The 16,997-nt window shown below is 64.5% G+C and carries 16 protein-coding genes; 11 read left to right on the forward strand and 5 right to left on the reverse strand.

The annotated features are described in order from the left end of the window. Positions 1 to 14: 14 nt before the first annotated feature. From IVB41_RS05160 to IVB41_RS05175, 4 genes are all read right to left on the reverse strand, one after another. The gene (locus IVB41_RS05160) at positions 15 to 1,700 is read right to left on the reverse strand and encodes a long-chain fatty acid--CoA ligase (protein WP_027514214.1); all 1,686 of its coding nucleotides are present in this window, start codon (positions 1,698 to 1,700) and stop codon (positions 15 to 17) included. A gap of 182 nt (positions 1,701 to 1,882) precedes the next feature. Then, positions 1,883 to 3,331: a D-alanyl-D-alanine carboxypeptidase family protein gene (locus IVB41_RS05165; RefSeq protein ID WP_027565671.1), complete on the reverse strand. Its 1,449-nt coding sequence runs from the start codon at positions 3,329 to 3,331 to the stop codon at positions 1,883 to 1,885. A 215-nt stretch (positions 3,332 to 3,546) separates the two neighbouring features. Continuing rightward, entirely contained in the window at positions 3,547 to 5,343 is a 1,797-nt protein-coding gene (locus IVB41_RS05170) for a glucan ABC transporter ATP-binding protein/ permease (protein ID WP_247427504.1), read from the reverse strand. A gap of 89 nt (positions 5,344 to 5,432) precedes the next feature. Further along, entirely contained in the window at positions 5,433 to 6,479 is a 1,047-nt protein-coding gene (locus IVB41_RS05175; RefSeq protein ID WP_247427508.1) for an ABC transporter substrate-binding protein, read from the reverse strand. A gap of 224 nt (positions 6,480 to 6,703) precedes the next feature. Between IVB41_RS05175 and IVB41_RS05180 the strand changes: the two genes are divergently transcribed. The 7 genes from IVB41_RS05180 (at position 6,704) to IVB41_RS05210 (ending at position 12,236) form a co-directional block, all read left to right on the forward strand. Beyond that, complete coding sequence (locus IVB41_RS05180; RefSeq protein WP_027565668.1) at positions 6,704 to 7,075, forward strand: hypothetical protein; 372 nt, start codon at positions 6,704 to 6,706, stop codon at positions 7,073 to 7,075. Between the two features lie 112 nt (positions 7,076 to 7,187). Beyond that, positions 7,188 to 7,592, forward strand: coding sequence for a phosphoribosyl-ATP diphosphatase (hisE, locus tag IVB41_RS05185; protein WP_247427511.1), 405 nt, complete (start codon positions 7,188 to 7,190; stop codon positions 7,590 to 7,592). 45 nt (positions 7,593 to 7,637) lie between these two features. Continuing rightward, positions 7,638 to 8,240 (forward strand): YqaA family protein, encoded by a 603-nt coding sequence (locus IVB41_RS05190; protein WP_081747784.1) that lies wholly within the window; start codon positions 7,638 to 7,640, stop codon positions 8,238 to 8,240. A gap of 48 nt (positions 8,241 to 8,288) precedes the next feature. Next, on the forward strand, positions 8,289 to 8,825 hold the full coding sequence (locus IVB41_RS05195; RefSeq protein ID WP_027565666.1) for a hypothetical protein: 537 nt from the start codon (positions 8,289 to 8,291) through the stop codon (positions 8,823 to 8,825). Between the two features lie 30 nt (positions 8,826 to 8,855). After that, complete coding sequence (locus IVB41_RS05200; RefSeq protein ID WP_247427515.1) at positions 8,856 to 10,256, forward strand: aspartate ammonia-lyase; 1,401 nt, start codon at positions 8,856 to 8,858, stop codon at positions 10,254 to 10,256. A 148-nt stretch (positions 10,257 to 10,404) separates the two neighbouring features. Further along, complete coding sequence (locus IVB41_RS05205; protein WP_027565664.1) at positions 10,405 to 11,373, forward strand: nitronate monooxygenase family protein; 969 nt, start codon at positions 10,405 to 10,407, stop codon at positions 11,371 to 11,373. An 89-nt stretch (positions 11,374 to 11,462) separates the two neighbouring features. Further along, positions 11,463 to 12,236, forward strand: a complete 774-nt coding sequence (locus IVB41_RS05210) for a thioesterase family protein (RefSeq protein WP_027565663.1) — start codon at positions 11,463 to 11,465, stop codon at positions 12,234 to 12,236. Positions 12,237 to 12,263: 27 nt separating this feature from the next. On the opposite strand, the gene IVB41_RS05215 is transcribed toward IVB41_RS05210, so the two are convergent. Further along, entirely contained in the window at positions 12,264 to 13,826 is a 1,563-nt protein-coding gene (locus IVB41_RS05215) for an AMP-binding protein (protein ID WP_247427519.1), read from the reverse strand. A 108-nt stretch (positions 13,827 to 13,934) separates the two neighbouring features. Here IVB41_RS05215 and IVB41_RS05220 point away from each other — a divergent pair, with 108 nt between their 5' ends. The 4 genes from IVB41_RS05220 to IVB41_RS05235 all read left to right on the forward strand — a co-directional run bounded on the left by IVB41_RS05220 (position 13,935) and on the right by IVB41_RS05235 (position 16,957). After that, positions 13,935 to 14,909: a nitronate monooxygenase gene (locus tag IVB41_RS05220; RefSeq protein ID WP_247427522.1), complete on the forward strand. Its 975-nt coding sequence runs from the start codon at positions 13,935 to 13,937 to the stop codon at positions 14,907 to 14,909. A 139-nt stretch (positions 14,910 to 15,048) separates the two neighbouring features. Beyond that, positions 15,049 to 15,297, forward strand: coding sequence for a hypothetical protein (locus tag IVB41_RS05225; protein WP_247427525.1), 249 nt, complete (start codon positions 15,049 to 15,051; stop codon positions 15,295 to 15,297). A 132-nt stretch (positions 15,298 to 15,429) separates the two neighbouring features. Continuing rightward, the gene (locus tag IVB41_RS05230; protein WP_027514200.1) at positions 15,430 to 16,140 is read left to right on the forward strand and encodes a hypothetical protein; all 711 of its coding nucleotides are present in this window, start codon (positions 15,430 to 15,432) and stop codon (positions 16,138 to 16,140) included. Positions 16,141 to 16,243: 103 nt separating this feature from the next. Continuing rightward, the gene (locus tag IVB41_RS05235) at positions 16,244 to 16,957 is read left to right on the forward strand and encodes a hypothetical protein (protein ID WP_247427530.1); all 714 of its coding nucleotides are present in this window, start codon (positions 16,244 to 16,246) and stop codon (positions 16,955 to 16,957) included. Positions 16,958 to 16,997: the final 40 nt, after the last annotated feature.

A 16,997-nucleotide genomic window follows, 5' to 3' on the forward strand; every position in this document is an offset into this window, starting at 1 on the left:
AACGAAAGAGGCGCTTACGCCGCCTCCGCCTTCTTCTCGTCGCGCAGCTGCCGGCGCAGGATCTTGCCGACGTTAGTCTTCGGCAGATCGGTACGGAATTCGATGTGCTTGGGCACCTTGTAGCCGGTCAGCTGCTCCTGGCAGAACTTGACCAGGGCCTCCGCCGTGAGGTTCGGGTCCTTCTTGACCACGAACGCCTTCACCGCCTCTCCCGACTTGGAATCGGGAATGCCGATGACGGCGCATTCGAGCACCCCGGGGTTGCTCGCGATCACTTCCTCGATCTCGTTCGGATAGACGTTGAAGCCGGAGACCAGGATCATGTCCTTCTTGCGGTCGACGATCTTGGTGTAGCCCCTCTCGTCCATGATGCCGATGTCGCCGGTGCGGAAATAGCCGTCCGCAGTCATCACCTTGGCGGTCTCCTCCGGCCTGTTCCAGTAGCCCGACATCACCTGCGGGCCCTTGGCGCAGATCTCGCCGGGCTGGCCGAGCGGCATCTCGTTGCCGTCGTCGTCGCGGATCGAGATCCAGGTCGAGGGCACGGGGATGCCGATGGTGCCGTTGAACTCGGGATCGGTCGTGGTGTTGCAGGTCAGCGTCGGAGATGTCTCCGACAGGCCGTAGCCTTCGGCGATGGAGCAGCCCGTGATCGCCTTCCACTGCTCGGCGACCGGACGCTGCACCGCCATGCCGCCACCGTTCGAGATCTTCAGCTTGGAGAAGTCGAGCTTCTTGAAGTCGGGATGGTGCATCAGGCCGTTGTAGAGCGTGTTCACAGCCGGGAAGTTGTTGACCTGGTACTTCGCCAATTCCTTGATGAAGCCCGGGATGTCGCGCGGATTGGGGATCAGGAGATTGCAGCCGCCGGCGCGCACCGCGAGCAGGTAGCAGGCCGTCAGCGCGAAGATGTGATAGAGCGGCAGCGCGCAGACGACCATGAGTTGATCGACATGTGGCGGCGCGGCCATCGCTGGCTGCAGCCAGGCGTCGTTCTGCAGGACGTTGGCGACGATGTTGCGATGAAGCAGGGTGGCACCCTTGGACACGCCGGTGGTGCCGCCGGTATATTGCAGGAAGGCGACGTCGCCGGGCGACAGCTTCGGCTTGTTGAAGGCCAGAGAGCGACCGGCGGAGATCGCGTCGTTGAAGGACACCGCGCCCGGCAGCGACCAGGCCGGCACCATCTTCTTGACGCGGCGGACGACCAGATTGACGATCACGCCCTTGAAGCCGAGCAGGTCGCCCATGCTGCCGACGATGACGTGCTTGACTTGTGTCTTCGCGATCACCTGCTCGACGGTGTGGGCGAAATTCTCCAGCACGATGATGGCTTCGGCGCCGGAATCCTTGAGCTGGTGCTCGAGCTCGCGTGGCGTGTAGAGCGGATTGACATTGACCACGGCGAAACCGGCGCGCAGCACGGCCGCGGTCGCGACCGGATATTGCAGCACGTTCGGCATCATGATCGCGACGCGGGCGCCGCGTTGCAGGCCTCGTCCTTGCAGGTAGGACGCCATCGCCAGCGACATCTGGTCGAGGTCGCGATAGCTGATCGACTTGTCCATGCAGATGAACGCCTTGCGGTCGGCGAACTTGGCGAAGCTCTCCTCCAGAAGGTCGACCAGCGATGAATATTGCGTCGGCTCGATATCGGCGGGGACGCCGGGCGGATATTGCTTAAGCCAGATGCGCTCCATGGAAACTCCCCTCATTGACCAGAGCCCGTTGTGTCTCGGGCTTGCCTCATTGCCGTCAGTATCGAGCCTGCCGGAACGGGTGGCAAGCGGTCGAGCCTTAGGACAAACGTCAGGGAGTGGCTACCGGAATCCTCGCAATGGCGCTGCCGCAACTGCGAAGCGGTCTCGGCTCGCGTCGGCCGTTAACTGTTGTTGGCCGGCTTGGCGGGCTTGGTCGCGGCCTTGGGTTTGGCGGGCTTGGCCGCCTGCTCGCCGCTGGCCGCAGGCTTTGCCGCCGCATCGGGCTTGGCTGCGGCATGCTTGGTACCGGCCGGCTTGGTTGCGGATTTGCCGTCGGCCGGCTTGGCGGCCGCCACCGGCTTGCTGTCGGGCTTTGCCGCCGCCGTCTTGGCATCCTTCGGCTTGTCTGCCGCGTCGGGCTTTTTGGCGACGCGCGACTTCTTGCCACGCGGCTTTGGCGTGGCCTGCTGGTCGGCATCGGCCGCGACCGCCGCGATCAGGGCGGTCCCGGTGCGGGTCGGGCCGGTATACACCAGCACGGGCTCGGCCGCCGCCGGGGCCGAGGCCATCAGCTCGGAGGCCTTCATCAGCGGCGGCTGAAGCCCGGCCGTGAAGAAGGTGACCTGAGCTTCGCCGCCCGTGGCCGAGGCGGACCCGGACGTGCCGCCATTGGTCGCGATCAGTGCGTCGTCATCGTCGCTGGCCGGCCGCTTGCGATGGCCGCCGCACATGTCGTCACGCAGGTTCGGCGGCGAGGCGTCGACCGGCACCAGCTTGTCCACGGTGCCGAGCGAGGGCCGGAGCCAGGTGAGATTGTCTTGCGAGAAGCCGCGCTCCAGCAGCTGCGCCGCCTTCACCGCGCGCGCGGTCCCGGAGTTGGCGCCCAGCACGACGGCGATCAGCCGGCGGCCGTTGCGGGTGGCCGATGCGACGAGGTTGTAACCGGAGGCGCAGATGAAGCCGGTCTTGAAACCGTCGGCGCCGGGATAGCGGCCGATCAGCTTGTTGAAATTGCCAGTGACGCGCTTGCCGAAGCGGATTGCCGGAATATGCACGAAATACTCGTACTCGGGCAGGTCGCGCAGGAACGAGCGCGCGAGAATGCCGAGATCCCGCGCGGAGGTGATCTGTCCGTCGGCGGGCAGGCCGTTCGGATTGACGTAGCTCGTCTGCGTCATGCCGAGCTTCTGCGCAGTGTCGTTCATCAGCGCCGAGAAGCCGTCGATCGAACCGCCGACGCCTTCGGCGAGCACGACGGCCATGTCGTTCGCCGATTTCACCATCATCATCTTGAGTGCGTTGTCGACGGTAAGCTGCGTTCCTGGGCGGAACCCCATCTTCGAGGGCGACTGCGAGGCTGCGGTCGGCGACACCGTGAGGATTGTGTCGAGCGTGAGCTTGCCGTCCTTGACCGCCTTCAGCGTCACATAGGCGGTCATGATCTTGGTGACGGAAGCCGGATACCAGGGAATGGTCGCGTTTTCCGCCTGCAACACCTTGCCGCTATCGGCCTCGATCAGAAGCAGCGCTTCGGCGCCCGCCGCGCGCGGCGCGAGCAATGCGCCGCAGGCGAGTGTCGCGGCGAACAGGTTGAACAGGGATTGACGAAGCAGCGGGCGAAGAGCGTGCACTATCCGATTCCGGTCCTTGGAGACCCGCCGGTTCCGGTCGGCTCTCGTGATCTGATGTTCGGTTCTGAAATCCAGCGCCGCCGCTTGCGGCGCCGCAAACCTATACCGGCTGGTGCGTCGGGAATAGGGGCATCAGCGGGGTATTCCGCAATGAAATGGGCCGAATTTCGACGATATGATGGGGACTTGCCAAGGCGACTTGCCAAGGCGACTTGCTAAGATGACTTGGCGGCCGTCGCGGCAGCCTCAGCCGCTGTCACGCTGGCCCGTGCGTTCTCCTGAACCATGAACTGAGCCCTGGCGAGGTCGGCGAAATGGCCGCCTTTGGCCACGAGTTCATCGAAAGTTCCACTTTCGATCACACGCCCGTTCTCGAACACCAGGATGCGCGTGGCATTGCGGATGGTGGAGAGACGATGGGCGATCACGAAGGTGGTGCGGCCCTTCATCACTTCGTCGAGAGCGGTATTCACCTTCGCCTCGGTGACGGCGTCGAGTGCGCTGGTCGCCTCGTCCAGGATCAGAATCGGCGGATCCTTCAGCAGTGCGCGGGCGATCGACAGCCGCTGGCGCTCGCCGCCGGACAGCATGCGGCCGCGCTCGCCGGCATTGGTCTCGAAGCCGCCGCTGCGCTCGATGAATTCGAGCGCCTGCGCGCGCTCCGCCGCCTTGCGCATCTCGGCCTCGGTGGCGTCCGGCTTGCCGACGCGCAAATTCTCCGCGATCGAGCGGTTGAAGAGCAGCGCCTCCTGAAAGACCACGCCGATGTTCCGCCGCAGCGATGTCAGCGTCACCCCGCGCACGTCCATGCCGTCGATCCTGATGAAGCCGGACTGTGGATCGAAGGCGCGATGCAGCAGCGCAATCGCCGTCGACTTGCCGGCGCCGGTTGCGCCGACCAGCGCGATGGTCTGGCCGGGAAGCGCGGTGAAGGAGAGGTCCTCGACCGCCGGCCGCTTGCCATCATAGGAGAAGGTGACGTCGTTGAATTCGACGAGGCCGGAGAGCCGACCCGCATCGATCGCGTCGTGCCGGTCGTGCACCGCAGGCACCGCATCGAGCACGTTGAAGAACTCGCGCAGGCGCGGGGCTTCCATGAACACGTTGTTGATGAAGCTCACGACCTGCTCCAGTTTCTGGATCAGAAGCGTCGCGAAGCTCACGAACATCACGATCTCGCCGACCGAGGTCAGCCCCTGGTCGTGCAGCGCGATGCCGAAAGTGAAGATCGCGAGCACAGTGATCGTAGTGGAGGCGCGCGTGATGACGGTGACGAGGGCCCACCACGACAGCACCGGCATTTGCGCCGCTAGCAACTCGTCGGCGACGGAACGCAGGCCCTTCACCTCGGAATCGATGCGCACGAAACTCTGCACCAGCGCGACATTGCCAAGGGCGTCGGAAGCGCGCGCGGAGAGCTCGCTGTAGTGCTCCTCCACCTCCATCTGCATGCCGAAAGTTCTGCGCACCACGAAGGTGGTCAGCGCGGTGAAGACGATGCAGAGCACGAACAGCAGGATTGCAAGCCGCCAGTTCAGGTAGAGCGACAGCGGCAGCAGCACCACGACCGAGAGGATCGCGGCAAAATGCTCTCGAAAGAAGCCGACCCATAATCGCCACAGCGCATCTGTGCCGTTCAGCATCACCTTCATCAACCGGCCCGAATGGGTGCCCGAATGGAAGGTCAGCGGCAGCTGCATGATGTGCTCGAAATAGTCCGTCAGGACCGCCTGCCGCTGGCGGTGGGAGAGCCGGTCGGCCTGCAACGCTACGACCGCGCTGCAGGCGATGGTGAACAGCCCGAACGCGACCCATGCAACCAGGAACGGCCAGGCCGAGTTGGAGCCTGCGACCGTCTTGCCCGAGAGCACATCGACGATCCGGCCGAACAGCACCGGTTCGGCGAATTGCGAGCCCGCAAGCAGGAGATTGACGACCGCGAGCAGCCAGCCCAGTCGTGCCTCCTTGCCGAGCAGCTCGAGAACGCGGGTGTAAAGGCGGAGAATGGGCATGGGCGGGGAGCTCGGGCGGATCGAACGGAGTGAGCCCATACTCTAATCAGGGATCGGCTGCGAGATATAGCGGAAGCTGTCGGTTTTGCTCAGTTGATCAACCGCCCTGCAACGGGCGGCAAGAACCCGCCGTCGAAGATGTCGCCCGCCGCCGGCCGTTTGCGGAATTTGAAATCCTGCCCGATCTGGTCGATCGCGCGATCCATGCGCGCCGGGTCGATGTCGCCGAGGCCGTTGCGACGGACCTCGTCGGTCAGGATGTTGTCGACGAGGACGGTGCGCAGGCGCTCCAGCTCAAGATCGCGGTCGCCGTCCTCAATGCGGCTCGCGGCCTCGTCCGCCGCACGCGCCGGCTCCTTGATGGTCGCGTTGATGCCGGCGATCAATGCGCGGACGAAGCCCTTCACGGTGTCCGGCTTGGCCGCGGCGAAAACCGGGTTGACCACGACGGCAAAGCCATAGGCCTCGCAACCATAGTCGGCATAGCGAAGCGCGACGAGATCGCCGCCTGGTACGCCGCGGTCGCGCAGGTTCACTGCCGAGAGATAGCTGAAGCCGGCGACGGCATCGACCTGTCCCGCGGAGAGGATCGGCTCGCGCACCGCGGCGCTGATCTTGTGGAATTTCACGTGAGCCGTGTTGATGCCGTTCTGCTGCGCCAGTGCCGGCCACAGCCGCATCGACAGATCGCTATCGGCAACGCCGACGGTCTTGCCGTCCAGGTCGGGCAGGAGGTGGATGCCACGGCTCCTGCGGGCGACGATCGCGTAGGGCGCGCGGTTGAACAGCACGAACACCGCCTTGACCGGTGTCGCATCCTTGTCGCGGAAGCGGATCAGCTCGTTGATGTCGACGAGCGCGAGCTCGCTGTCGCCCTTGGCGACGCGCGCAAGCGCCTCCGGCGATCCGGCGGCGCTGCTAAAGGAGACGTTGAGACGCTCGGCTCCGAAGCTGCCGTCCTTTGCGGCAAGAAAGAACGGCGCCATGCTCGCATCGATCGGGCGGTCGAAGGTGAAGTGGATTGCAATGGAGGGCGCGGCGGTTTCGGCCGCGGTAGCATCGCGCGCAGTCAGCGCCGCAAGAGAAATTGCAGCGGCCAGCAGGCCGCGAAGAGCGATTGTCGCGAATTCGAACATCAGTGGCGCCGGTCCGGTGTTATGATTTGGTGACGCTCGGAGCGCCGGCTGGCGACAAGCTTGTCCGCGTCAATATGAACGGCGGATGAGCGGCGGTTGCGTCACGATCACGCAACCCCGTTCAGCTTGTGTTGGGGTTGGGGAACCCAACATGGGATGCGGGTGTTTGAGAGACACGAGCCTGTCATCAGGCACCATTCGAGGTCCCAAGGAGGGTCCAGGACATGTTTGACAGATTTTCAGGATTTGCCGGCCGTAAGGCCGTTCTCGCTACCGCCGCGGTGCTGGCGCTGACCGCAATGACCCCGACCGCTTCGTACGCGGGCGGCCGTCATTGGCATGGTGGCGGCGGCGGTGCCGCCTTTGCCGGCGCGGCCATTGCCGGTGCTATCGGCACCGGCCTCGCAATCGCCGCGACCCGTGACGCCTACGCCTATGATGCTCCTGCCTATTACGGCGGCGGCCCGGTCTACTACGACGACGGTCCGGTCTATTACGGCGGCGACTCGTATATCGGTCCGCGCCCGTATCACCGTTGCGGCGGCCCGTACCAGTCCGCGCAGGGCGGCCAAGGCAACCTTTCGACCTGCTACTAGCTTTGGCTAGCAAATGTTGGCCGGCCGTCGCGCTCGCTGCGACGGCCGGCTTTTTTACTTTTGCTGCCGTGCGTTAACGTCCCCGCCACGGGTTTAGAGTAGCTTCGCGTACATGAGTGATTCGCTTGAGCGGCTATATCTGGCTGTGCTCGCGGCCAGGGACCTTGATCCGGCAACATCGCGCACCGCGCGGCTGTTTCAGCGCGGCCCGTCAAAAATGGCGAAGAAGCTGGCTGAAGAGGCTATCGAGGTCGTCATCGACGCGGTCAACGGCGATAGCGAAGCCGTGATCCGGGAAAGCGCCGACCTGCTCTACAATCTGACCGTGCTCTGGGCCTCGGCCGGCGTGCGCCCTGAGGACGTCTGGCGCGAGATGACGCGGCGTGAAGACATGCTCGGCATCGCCGAGAAGCTGCCGAAATCGGCGATGAAACTGCCCAAAGGTGCATCACCGCGTGTCGCCGCCAGGCGGCCAATCGTCGTGCTCGAAGGCCGTACCGCGCGCAAGCGCCACTAGTATTGGCACGAATCGGTCCCATCTCGGCATGGACAAATCCGTCCCATGGTGCTTCATCGCGGCGCCATGCTGAAACGTATCTACGACTGGTGCATCGACGCCGCTCACAAGCCTTACGCGCTCTGGATCATGGGCGCCGTGGCTTTCGCTGAAAGCTCCTTCTTTCCCGTCCCGCCGGACGTGATGCTGATCCCCATGTCACTGGCGCGCCCGCAACGCGCCTGGGTCTATGCGGCGATCTGCACTGCGACGTCGGTGCTGGGTGGCCTGTTGGGCTACGCCATCGGTGCGCTGCTCTTCGACTCGGTCGGCCATTGGCTGATCGAGGTCTATGGCCTCGGCGGCAAGGTCGACGCTTTCCGCGCCTCCTATGCCGAATGGGGCGCCGTGATCATCCTGCTCAAGGGCCTGACACCGATCCCCTATAAGCTCGTGACCATCACGTCCGGCTTTGCCGGCTACAATATCGGGCTCTTCATCCTGTGCTCGATCGTGGCGCGTGGCGGGCGCTTCTTTATCGTGGCGATTCTGCTCAACCGCTACGGCGATTGGATCCGGGTCAAGATCGAGAAGCATCTCGGATTGGTGGTGGCAATCGGCGCCGCGGTGCTCGTGCTCGGCTTTGTCGTCGCAGTCAAATTGATCTAACCCCGAAGGCGCTTTGCCGCTGCGTCTCGTTCGGCTACGGTTGCCGTCATGATGCTTCGATCCGGCAATCCGGTCCTGCGACTGGGCAGGCTGATATTTTCGGCGCTTTCGGTCCTGCTCCTTGCCGGCGGTACCGGATGGCCGCAATCCGCACCGCCGGCGCTCGGCTTGCAGGAGCAAGGACCGCAGGCCGCACCGGCGCCCTCGACAGCCCCTCCGTCGCCGCCGGTGCATGAGGAAAATCCCGGGCTGATCAACGAAATGGGCAAGCTGTTCGACAAGCTGCCCTCGATCCTGCCGCCGATCAAAAGCCCGAGCGAGACCATGAACGATTTGTCGCGCCTGGCGAAGCCGTCGACCATGGTGTCGGGGCGCGTGGCCTGTCCGGCCTCGTCGAACGGCGCGCCCGACTGCAAGCTCGCCGCCGACAAACTCTGCCAGAGCAAGGGCTACACGGAAGGCAAGAGCCTGAATGCCGACTCCGCGGAAAAGTGCTCGGCCAAGGTTCTGATTCCGGGCAGGCAACGCAAACCGGATGACTGCCGCACCGATACCTTCGTCACCAGCGCGCTGTGCCAGAACTGAGGACGTCGCGCGAGCAAGCAAGGAGCGCCCATGAGTCGCACGGAGCAGGACTTCCTCGGACAGCGTGAGATCGCCGACGACATCTATTACGGCGTCCAGACCATCCGCGGGAAGGAGAACTTCCACATCACCGGCATTCCGATGAACCAGGAGCCTTACTTCGTAAAGGCGCTTGGTTACGTCAAGAAGGCCGCCGCCATGGCCAACCGCGATCTCGGGGCGGTGGACACCAAAGTCGCGGAAGCCATTATCGTGGGCTGCGACCGCGTCATTGCCGGCGATATGATGGACCAGTTCGTCACCGACTTCATCCAGGGCGGGGCCGGCACCTCCACCAACATGAACGCCAACGAGGTGATCGCCAATCTCGCGCTGGAATCGCTCGGCTTTGCCAAGGGCGATTACCAGCACGTCAGCCCCAACGATCACGTCAATTACGGCCAGTCGACCAACGACACCTATCCGACGGCCTTTCGGCTGGCGCTGATCCTGCGGCTCGAGAGCTACATGACGGCGCTGCGTCAACTCCAGGAGGCGTTCTTCGCCAAGGGCAGGGAGTTCGATCGCGTGCTGAAGATGGGCCGCACCCATCTACAGGACGCGGTGCCGATGTCACTCGGCGCCGAATTCCGCGGTTGGGGCACCACCATGGGCGAGGAGGTCGATCGAATCTCCGAGGCCCGCGCGCTGCTGCGCGAGATCAATCTCGGCGCGACCGCGATCGGCACCTCCGTCACCGCTGCGCAGGGCTATCCCAAGCTCGCGGTCCGGCATCTGAGCGCGCTCACCGGCGTCGACTTCATCCTTGCAGGCGACCTCGTCGAGGCGACGTCGGATACCGGCGCCTATGTGCAGCTCTCCGGCGTCCTCAAGCGCACCGCGAGCAAGCTGACCAAGATCTGCAACGACATCCGCCTGCTCGCCTCGGGCCCGCGTGCCGGCTTCAACGAGATCAACCTGCCGCAGCTTCAGCCGGGCTCCTCGATCATGCCGGGCAAGGTCAATCCTGTCATCCCCGAGGTCGTCAACCAGACCAGCTTCCTCGTGATCGGGCTCGACACCACCGTGACGCTCGCGGCGTCCGCGGGTCAGCTCCAGCTCAATGTGATGGAGCCGGTGATCTCGTTCGCGCTGTTCTTCTCCATCCGCACCATGGAGCGCGCGGTCAACAGCCTGCGCGAGAATTGCGTCGTGGGCATCACTGCCAACGAGGAGCATACCCGCAACATAGTGCTGAACTCGTTGGGTATCGTTACGGTGCTGAAGCCGCTGCTCGGCTACAAGCAATGCGCCGAGATCGCGCGCGAGGGCTACAAGAGCGGCAAGTCACTGCACCAGATCGTCGTGGTCGAGCGTAAGCTGCTGACGCAGGAGAAATGGGACGAGATGTTCTCGTTCGAGCGGCTGATCAATCCGGACCTGATTGCGTGATGGCGTCGTCCCGCGCTGAATTCCGCGGCTTGGAATTGCGGTAACGCCGTCCTCCACGGCACCAAAACGCACTACTTGACAGTGGAAAGATTGCCTTGTTGGTATGGCTCCCAGCTTCGATTTGACGCCAACAGAGGATCGTCTCGCAATGTCCATGCCTGCCTTGTTCAAGGGACGCCTGTCGATCCCGGTGATCGGTTCGCCGCTCTTCATCATCTCGGTGCCCGATCTCGTGATCGCGCAGTGCAAGGCGGGCGTGGTCGGCTCGTTTCCGTCGCTGAACGCACGGCCGCCGGAGCTGCTTGACGAGTGGCTGGCGCGCATCACCGAAGAGCTCGCGGCGTATGACCGCGCGCATCCCGACAAGCCGTCGGCGCCGTTTGCGGTCAACCAGATCGTGCACAAGTCGAACAACCGGCTCGACCATGACATGCAGCTCTGCGCCAAGTACAAGGTGCCGATGATCATCTCGTCGCTGGGCGCGCGCGAGGAGCTCAATCAGGCCGTGCACGGCTGGGGCGGCATCGTTTTCCACGACGTGATCAACCAGAAATTTGCGCACAAAGCGATCGAGAAGGGTGCCGACGGCCTGATCCTGGTCGCGGCGGGCGCGGGCGGCCACGCCGGCACGATCTCGCCGTTGGCGTTCGTCGCCGAAACTCGAAAATGGTTCGACGGCCCGATCGCGCTGTCGGGCGCGATCGGCAACGGCAAGGCGATCCGCGCCGCGCGCATTCTCGGCGCCGACTTTGCCTATATCGGCTCGGCCTTCATCGCCACCAAAGAAGCCAATGCGGTCGAGAAGTACAAGGAGATGATCGCGGGCGCGACGGCCGATGACATCGTCTATTCCAACCTCTTCACCGGCGTGCACGGTAACTATCTGAAGCCGTCGATTCTTGCCGCCGGTATGGATCCGGAAAACCTGCCGACGTCCGATCCTTCCAAGATGAACTTCGGCACCGACGCCTCCGGCGAACGTGCCAAGCCAAAAGCCTGGAAGGAAATCTGGGGTTCGGGCCAAGGCGTCGGCAGCATCGACGGCATCGTGCCTGCCGCCGAAATGATCGCGCGCTTCAAGAGGGAATACGACGAGGCGGTCGATCCGCCGTTGTGATCTTAGTCGTCCCGGCTAGTGCGCAATTGCGCACTAGGGGCCGGGACGACACTTTTTGCTGAACTCCGCACATGCATCACGGAGAACCGATGACCCCCATCTACCGCGTCGACGGCGACAGCGTCGTCACCAGCCCGGATGCTGCGGGCCCGTGGGACCGGCGTATGCAGCACGGTTCAGCGCCGGCCGCGCTGGTGACGTGGGCGGCGGAGCGCATTCCAACGCCTGTCGCGATGGACATCGCGCGGGTCACCATCGACCTAATGCGCCCGGTGCCGGTGGCGCCGCTCACGATCGCGACCGAGATCTTGCGCGAGGGCCGCAAGATTCAGCTCTGCGGGGTCAAGCTGTTCGCCGACGGCGTACAGGTGGTCGCCGCCACCGTGCTCAAGATCAAGCGCCAGCCGCTGACGCTGCCCGAGGACGTCAAGGCGCTGCCGGTTACGCTGCCGTCCCCGGAGGACTCGCTGCTCGAGGACGGTCATGCCGCCACCAGTCCGTTCGTGCGATCGGTGTCGATGCGTGCCGCGCGCGGCCGCTTCGGCCAGGCCGGCGCCGGTGCGATCTGGTTTCGCGTCGACCATCCCCTGATCGCAGGCGAACCGCTCTCGCAGGCGATGCGCGCCGTGGTCGCGGCCGATTTTTCCAACGGCACCGCCTCGTCGCTCGATTTCCGCGCCTGGACCTATATCAACGCCGACCTCACCGTGAGCTTTTCGCGCCAGCCGATCGGCGAATGGATCCTGCTCGACGGCGATTCCTGGATCGGTCCCGATGGTGCTGGGCTTGCGATGTCGCGGCTCGCCGACCGGCAGGGCTATTTCGGCCGCGCCGTGCAAAGCCTTGTGATCGAGAAGCGGTAAGGGGCGGCGTGGCGTCCCGGGCAGGAGCTACCCCACCATCCGGTCCCGCCCGCTCCAGAATTCCGCGCGCAGCATCTTCTTGTCAACCTTGCCGACGCCGGTCATCGGCAATTGCCTGACGAACTGGATCTGCTTCGGCGCATGGGCCGAGCCTTTTCGCGTCTTCACCAGATTGATCAGTTCATCGGCGTCAGGTTTTGCGCCTTCGCGCAGGACGACGACAGCCGTGACGGCTTCGCCCCATTTCTCGTCGGGGATGCCCACGACCGCCACCATGGCCACGTCCGCATGCTGCGACAGCACGTCCTCGACCTCGCGCGGAAAGATGTTGAAGCCGCCGGAGACGATCATGTCCTTCTTGCGGTCGAGGATGAACATGTAGCCGCGATCGTCCTTGCGAGCGATGTCGCCGGTGTGCACCCAGCCGTTCTTCAGCGTCTCGGCGGTGATGTCCGGCCGCTTCCAGTACTCCGCCATGACGTGTGGAGCGCGCACGCAGATTTCGCCGGCTTCGCCCGTCTTCACTTCCTGGTCGTTGTCGTCGAGGATCTTGACCTCGCACGCCGCGATCGGGAAACCGCATGACAGGAACAGCTCCGGCCTGTTGGGATCGTGATCCGCCTTGCGCAGCACCGAGATTGGATAGCATTCGGTCTGGCCGTAGAGCTGCGAGAACACCGGCCCGATCCGCTCGATGCCCTCGATCAGCCGGCTCGGTGACATCGCGGAGGCGCCATAGAGCACGAGCTCAAGCGAGGAGAAGTCGGTTTTGTCGAGCGCGGGATGATCGAGCAGCACGTAGATCATGGTCGGCACGAACAGCGTGAAGTTGATGCGCTCGCGTGCGATCGTCGCCAGTACCGCCTCGGGATCAAAACCCTTCAGCATGTGCACGGTGCCGCCCCGCATCAAGGTCGGCAGCACTTTCGTGCCGGCGACATGGCTGATCGGTGCCACCGCGAGGTAGCGCGCGCCATCGGGGATCTCGAAGTCGGCAAGGATCGCGGCCGCGGCTCCGGCATTTTCGCGGTGGTAGCGCAACGCGCCCTTGGATTTGCCGGTCGTGCCACCGGTGTAATTCAGGGTGGAGAGATCGTCGGGGCCGGCGAGGCAATGCGCGCTGGCATGGCCTTCGATCTCGATCGCCTGCAAGAGGTCGACGCCGTAGTCAGCCGGTCCCGTGGTGAACACCGCCTTGAGCCAGGCCGCCTGTGCGGCGAGCTCGCCGCCGCGCTCGCGGAAGGAGCCCGCATCGACCACCAGCATTTCGGCCCCGGAATCCTCGAGCTGAAACAGCTGGTCTCCCCGCGATCCCAAAGGATGCAGCCAGGTGACGCAGAGCCGCGACAGTTGCGCGGCGACGCCGGCGCACCAGGTGTCGGCGCGATTGGCGGTGAGGAATGCGACCCGCGCGCCGGGCCGCAATCCAAGCCGCACGAACAGGCCCTGGATGCGCCCGATCAGGTCGGTGGTGCCCTGATAGCTCAGCGATCCGCCGGGCCACGCGAACGCGGTTCGGCCCGGGTAGCGCGACAGCGCCCGCAGCGTCTGCGCACAAGTCGGCGACGATGCATGGAGCGGATCGGACATATGTTTCCTCGCTGCTTTGTCATCGGCTTCCGGCGTGCCAATGTTTGCCGCGACGCTAGCACAGGGAATGCGGGAGGGAACGACTAAGCCCGCGCGAGGGAGGCATGCGTGACGTCAGATCGGCTGCAACGTTTCCACGGTCGTCTCGCCCTGCCGCTGATCGCCGCGCCGATGTTTTTGGTGTCGGGCGTCGAGCTCATGGTCGCCGCCTGCCGCAACGGTGTGATCGGTAGCTTCCCCAGCGCGAATTGCCGTAGCACCGAGCAACTCGATGAATGGCTCACCGACATCGAAGCGCGGCTGCTGCGGCATGAAGATCAAACCGGCCGCAAGGCCGCGCCGCTGTGCCCAAACCTGATCGTGCACCGCTCCAATGCACGGCTGGAGCAGGATCTCGCCGTGTTGCTGCACCACAGGCCGGAGATCGTCATTACCTCCGTTGGATCGCCCGCGCCGGTGTTGAAGCCGCTGCATGACGCCGGCGCGCTGGTGCTGGCGGACGTGGCCTCGATCCGCCACGCCCGGCATGCGGCGGAGGCGGGCGCCGACGGGCTCGTGCTGCTCACTGCGGGCGCGGGCGGCCAAACCGGCTGGCTCAACCCGTTCGCCTTCGTCCGCGCGGTGCGCGCGTTCTACGATGGCATCATCGTGCTCGCGGGGGGTATCAGCGACGGCCAGGCATTGCGCGCGGCCGAAGTGCTCGGCTGCGATCTCGGCTACATGGGCACGAAGTTCATCGCGACCCACGAGAGCATGGCGGATGATCGTTACAAGCGGCTTCTGGTCGAGAGCAGCGCCGACGATATCCTGCTGACCACCGCGTTCACGGGACTTCAAACCAGCATGCTAAAGCCGTCGATCGTCGCCGCGGGTCTCGATCCCGACGACCTGCCGGCGCGCGGGGCCATCGACATCGCCAAGGACATCGACGTTGCCGCACGGGAGAACCGGCCAAAGCGCTGGCGCGATATCTGGAGCGGTGGGCACTCGACATCCGGCGTGACCGACGTGCTCGCGGTTGACGATCTCGTCGCAGGGACGGTCGCCGAGTATCGAGGGGCGGGTGGCCGCGTCTCCCCGTGAAAATGCGCAGGCCGACAGGGCCCGTCGTCCCATCACAGTTAATCGAGCGTTCCTTCGAAGCCCCCACTTAACGGCAGATTAACCAACGCCCGGCAAGAATCCTTCTCACGGCGCCAATCAGGACCGAGAGGGACAGGCGATGGACTTCGACTTTCTCAACGCCAAGACGGCGGCTTCGCTGGACGAAATTCGCATTCGCGTAGCCCATGCGCTGGCCCGCCACCCGCTGTGCCGCAATGTGCGCTTCGACATCGTCAGCGTCCCCCGCACCCGCCGGGGCGGCAATTGGACGGTGGCGCTGCAATCGGTCGAGCCGCGCGGAGTCTGGGAGGCCTCGGAGATCGTGGCCGACATCCAGGACGCCTACGATCTGGCGATAGCTGCCTGATTTTGTTGAGCTTTCTAGGCAATGTCGCCGTAGTCCGCGCGATTGCCGTCGCAATGGCCCGGTTAAGCCTTAATTTTCGCCCAGTTTCCGGGCAGTGATCACGTGGACTTGAAGCCGGTTGCGGAGAGACGTTTGTCGAAAGCCATCACCATCGTCGTGCTGACCTGCTTCCTCGTCCTCGGCGCCGCCACCACCGCCATTCTCGGCCGCGACAGCGTGCCCAGCGTCAGCGCCGAAATGATTACGCAGGCGCCGGCACCCAAGCCGCTTGCAACCAATCGGGCCGCCAAGGCCGATCGTCTGGTTCCGACGCTGGCACTGGCCTCGGCCGCGTTCGACCCGGTCCAGGTTCCTGCCGACAAGCTATCGCAAATGCCCGTGCTGACCGAGCCGCTGCGCCAGGCGTTTGCCGCCGCCACGCCATCCGATTTCCCGATGCCCAAGGCGAGCGTGAACGAGGCTCCGGCCGCTGCAGAGATTCCTGCCGTCGAAGTCCCGGCCAAGCCTAAGGTCGTCGCCAAGCCGCAGCCGCAAAAATCCTATTCGCTGCTCTCCGACGTGCAGATCGCGGGCATCAGGGACCGTCTGAAGTTGTCGTCGTCGCAAGAATATTACTGGCCCTCGGTCGAAACCGCGCTGCGCAATGTTGTCCGCAAGATCTCGGCAAACAAGCTGTCCAATCCGAACGTGCAGGGCGTGCCGATCGATCCCAATTGCGACGAGGTCCAGCAGTTGAAGTCGGCGGCGATGCCGCTGCTGTTCCAGCTGCGTGACGACCAGAAAGAGGAAGTGCGCAAGCTCGCCCGCATCATCGGGCTCGAGAAGGTGGCGCAGCAGATCTAACGGGCAAGTTTCTTCCGGAATCAAGTTCCTCCCGGAACTGCGCCTGTATCGGGAACATCCGGCAATCGACAAGCGTTGCCCGCTCCAAAGAGGGAGTGGACCAATGCGCGCCTCGACAGCCTATTTCGTCGGTGCAGGAACCATCGTCGCAGCCATAGCCATTGGTCTCGGCGGCGGCATTGTCGCCGGCAATATCATGAATCCGGTCTCGCCCAAGCAGGGGCCTGATACCAGCAAGATGGCGCAACGCGCTGACGCCAAGCCCGCTACGACGGACGCGGCATCCGAGCGCCTGCAATATCTCACCGGCTCGCAAGCCTTCGGCGCCATGGTCGCCGCGCCAGCGCAGGCCGAAGCCAAATCCGACGCTAAACCCGAATCGACGCCTGAAGCAAAATCCGAAGCTGCGAACCCCAGCACGCAGACCACTCAGGCCAACGCTGAACAGCCAGCGCAACAGCCCTCGCAAGCGGCTGCGGTAGAGCTGCCCAAGCCAGCACCGGCATCGCCTCCGCAACTCGCGAAGCCTGCTGCACAACAGGCGTCGACAGAGTCGTCATCTCCACCCGACAACGCCTTTGCCAAGGCCAGGGATTCTGACGTCAAGCGGGCCACGTCTGAACGGCGCCGGACGGAGCGCCGTGAGCGCTGGGCCGAGCGCCGTCATTACGATTCCCGCGAGCCGCGTGGGATGCGCGACCGGACCGATTGGGACGACGTCGCGCGCAACATCCGCGAAGATGCCGACGCGCGCGAGGTCCCGAGCCGGCCGCGCGGCGGCTTTCCACAGATCAGGCTATTCGGCGACGACGATTAGGTCCGTCCTCGCCGTCGCGCGCGATCTATGACGGGCGCAT

Source organism: Bradyrhizobium sp. 44 (assembly GCF_023073095.1).
Classification (GTDB): Bacteria; Pseudomonadota; Alphaproteobacteria; order Rhizobiales; family Xanthobacteraceae; genus Bradyrhizobium.

What these genes read in the sequence shown, in the direction of transcription:
- IVB41_RS05170 (WP_247427504.1), bottom strand. Translation starts at nt 5,343, where the DNA reads ATGCCCATTCTCCGCCTTTACACCCGCGTTCTCGAGCTGCTCGGCAAG.
- IVB41_RS05160 (WP_027514214.1), bottom strand. Translation starts at nt 1,700, where the DNA reads ATGGAGCGCATCTGGCTTAAGCAATATCCGCCCGGCGTCCCCGCCGAT.
- IVB41_RS05175 (WP_247427508.1), bottom strand. Translation starts at nt 6,479, where the DNA reads ATGTTCGAATTCGCGACAATCGCTCTTCGCGGCCTGCTGGCCGCTGCA.
- IVB41_RS05180 (WP_027565668.1), top strand. Translation starts at nt 6,704, where the DNA reads ATGTTTGACAGATTTTCAGGATTTGCCGGCCGTAAGGCCGTTCTCGCT.
- IVB41_RS05190 (WP_081747784.1), top strand. Translation starts at nt 7,638, where the DNA reads ATGGTGCTTCATCGCGGCGCCATGCTGAAACGTATCTACGACTGGTGC.
- IVB41_RS05210 (WP_027565663.1), top strand. Translation starts at nt 11,463, where the DNA reads ATGACCCCCATCTACCGCGTCGACGGCGACAGCGTCGTCACCAGCCCG.
- hisE (WP_247427511.1), top strand. Translation starts at nt 7,188, where the DNA reads ATGAGTGATTCGCTTGAGCGGCTATATCTGGCTGTGCTCGCGGCCAGG.
- IVB41_RS05200 (WP_247427515.1), top strand. Translation starts at nt 8,856, where the DNA reads ATGAGTCGCACGGAGCAGGACTTCCTCGGACAGCGTGAGATCGCCGAC.
- IVB41_RS05205 (WP_027565664.1), top strand. Translation starts at nt 10,405, where the DNA reads ATGTCCATGCCTGCCTTGTTCAAGGGACGCCTGTCGATCCCGGTGATC.
- IVB41_RS05235 (WP_247427530.1), top strand. Translation starts at nt 16,244, where the DNA reads ATGCGCGCCTCGACAGCCTATTTCGTCGGTGCAGGAACCATCGTCGCA.
- IVB41_RS05225 (WP_247427525.1), top strand. Translation starts at nt 15,049, where the DNA reads ATGGACTTCGACTTTCTCAACGCCAAGACGGCGGCTTCGCTGGACGAA.
- IVB41_RS05195 (WP_027565666.1), top strand. Translation starts at nt 8,289, where the DNA reads ATGATGCTTCGATCCGGCAATCCGGTCCTGCGACTGGGCAGGCTGATA.
- IVB41_RS05215 (WP_247427519.1), bottom strand. Translation starts at nt 13,826, where the DNA reads ATGTCCGATCCGCTCCATGCATCGTCGCCGACTTGTGCGCAGACGCTG.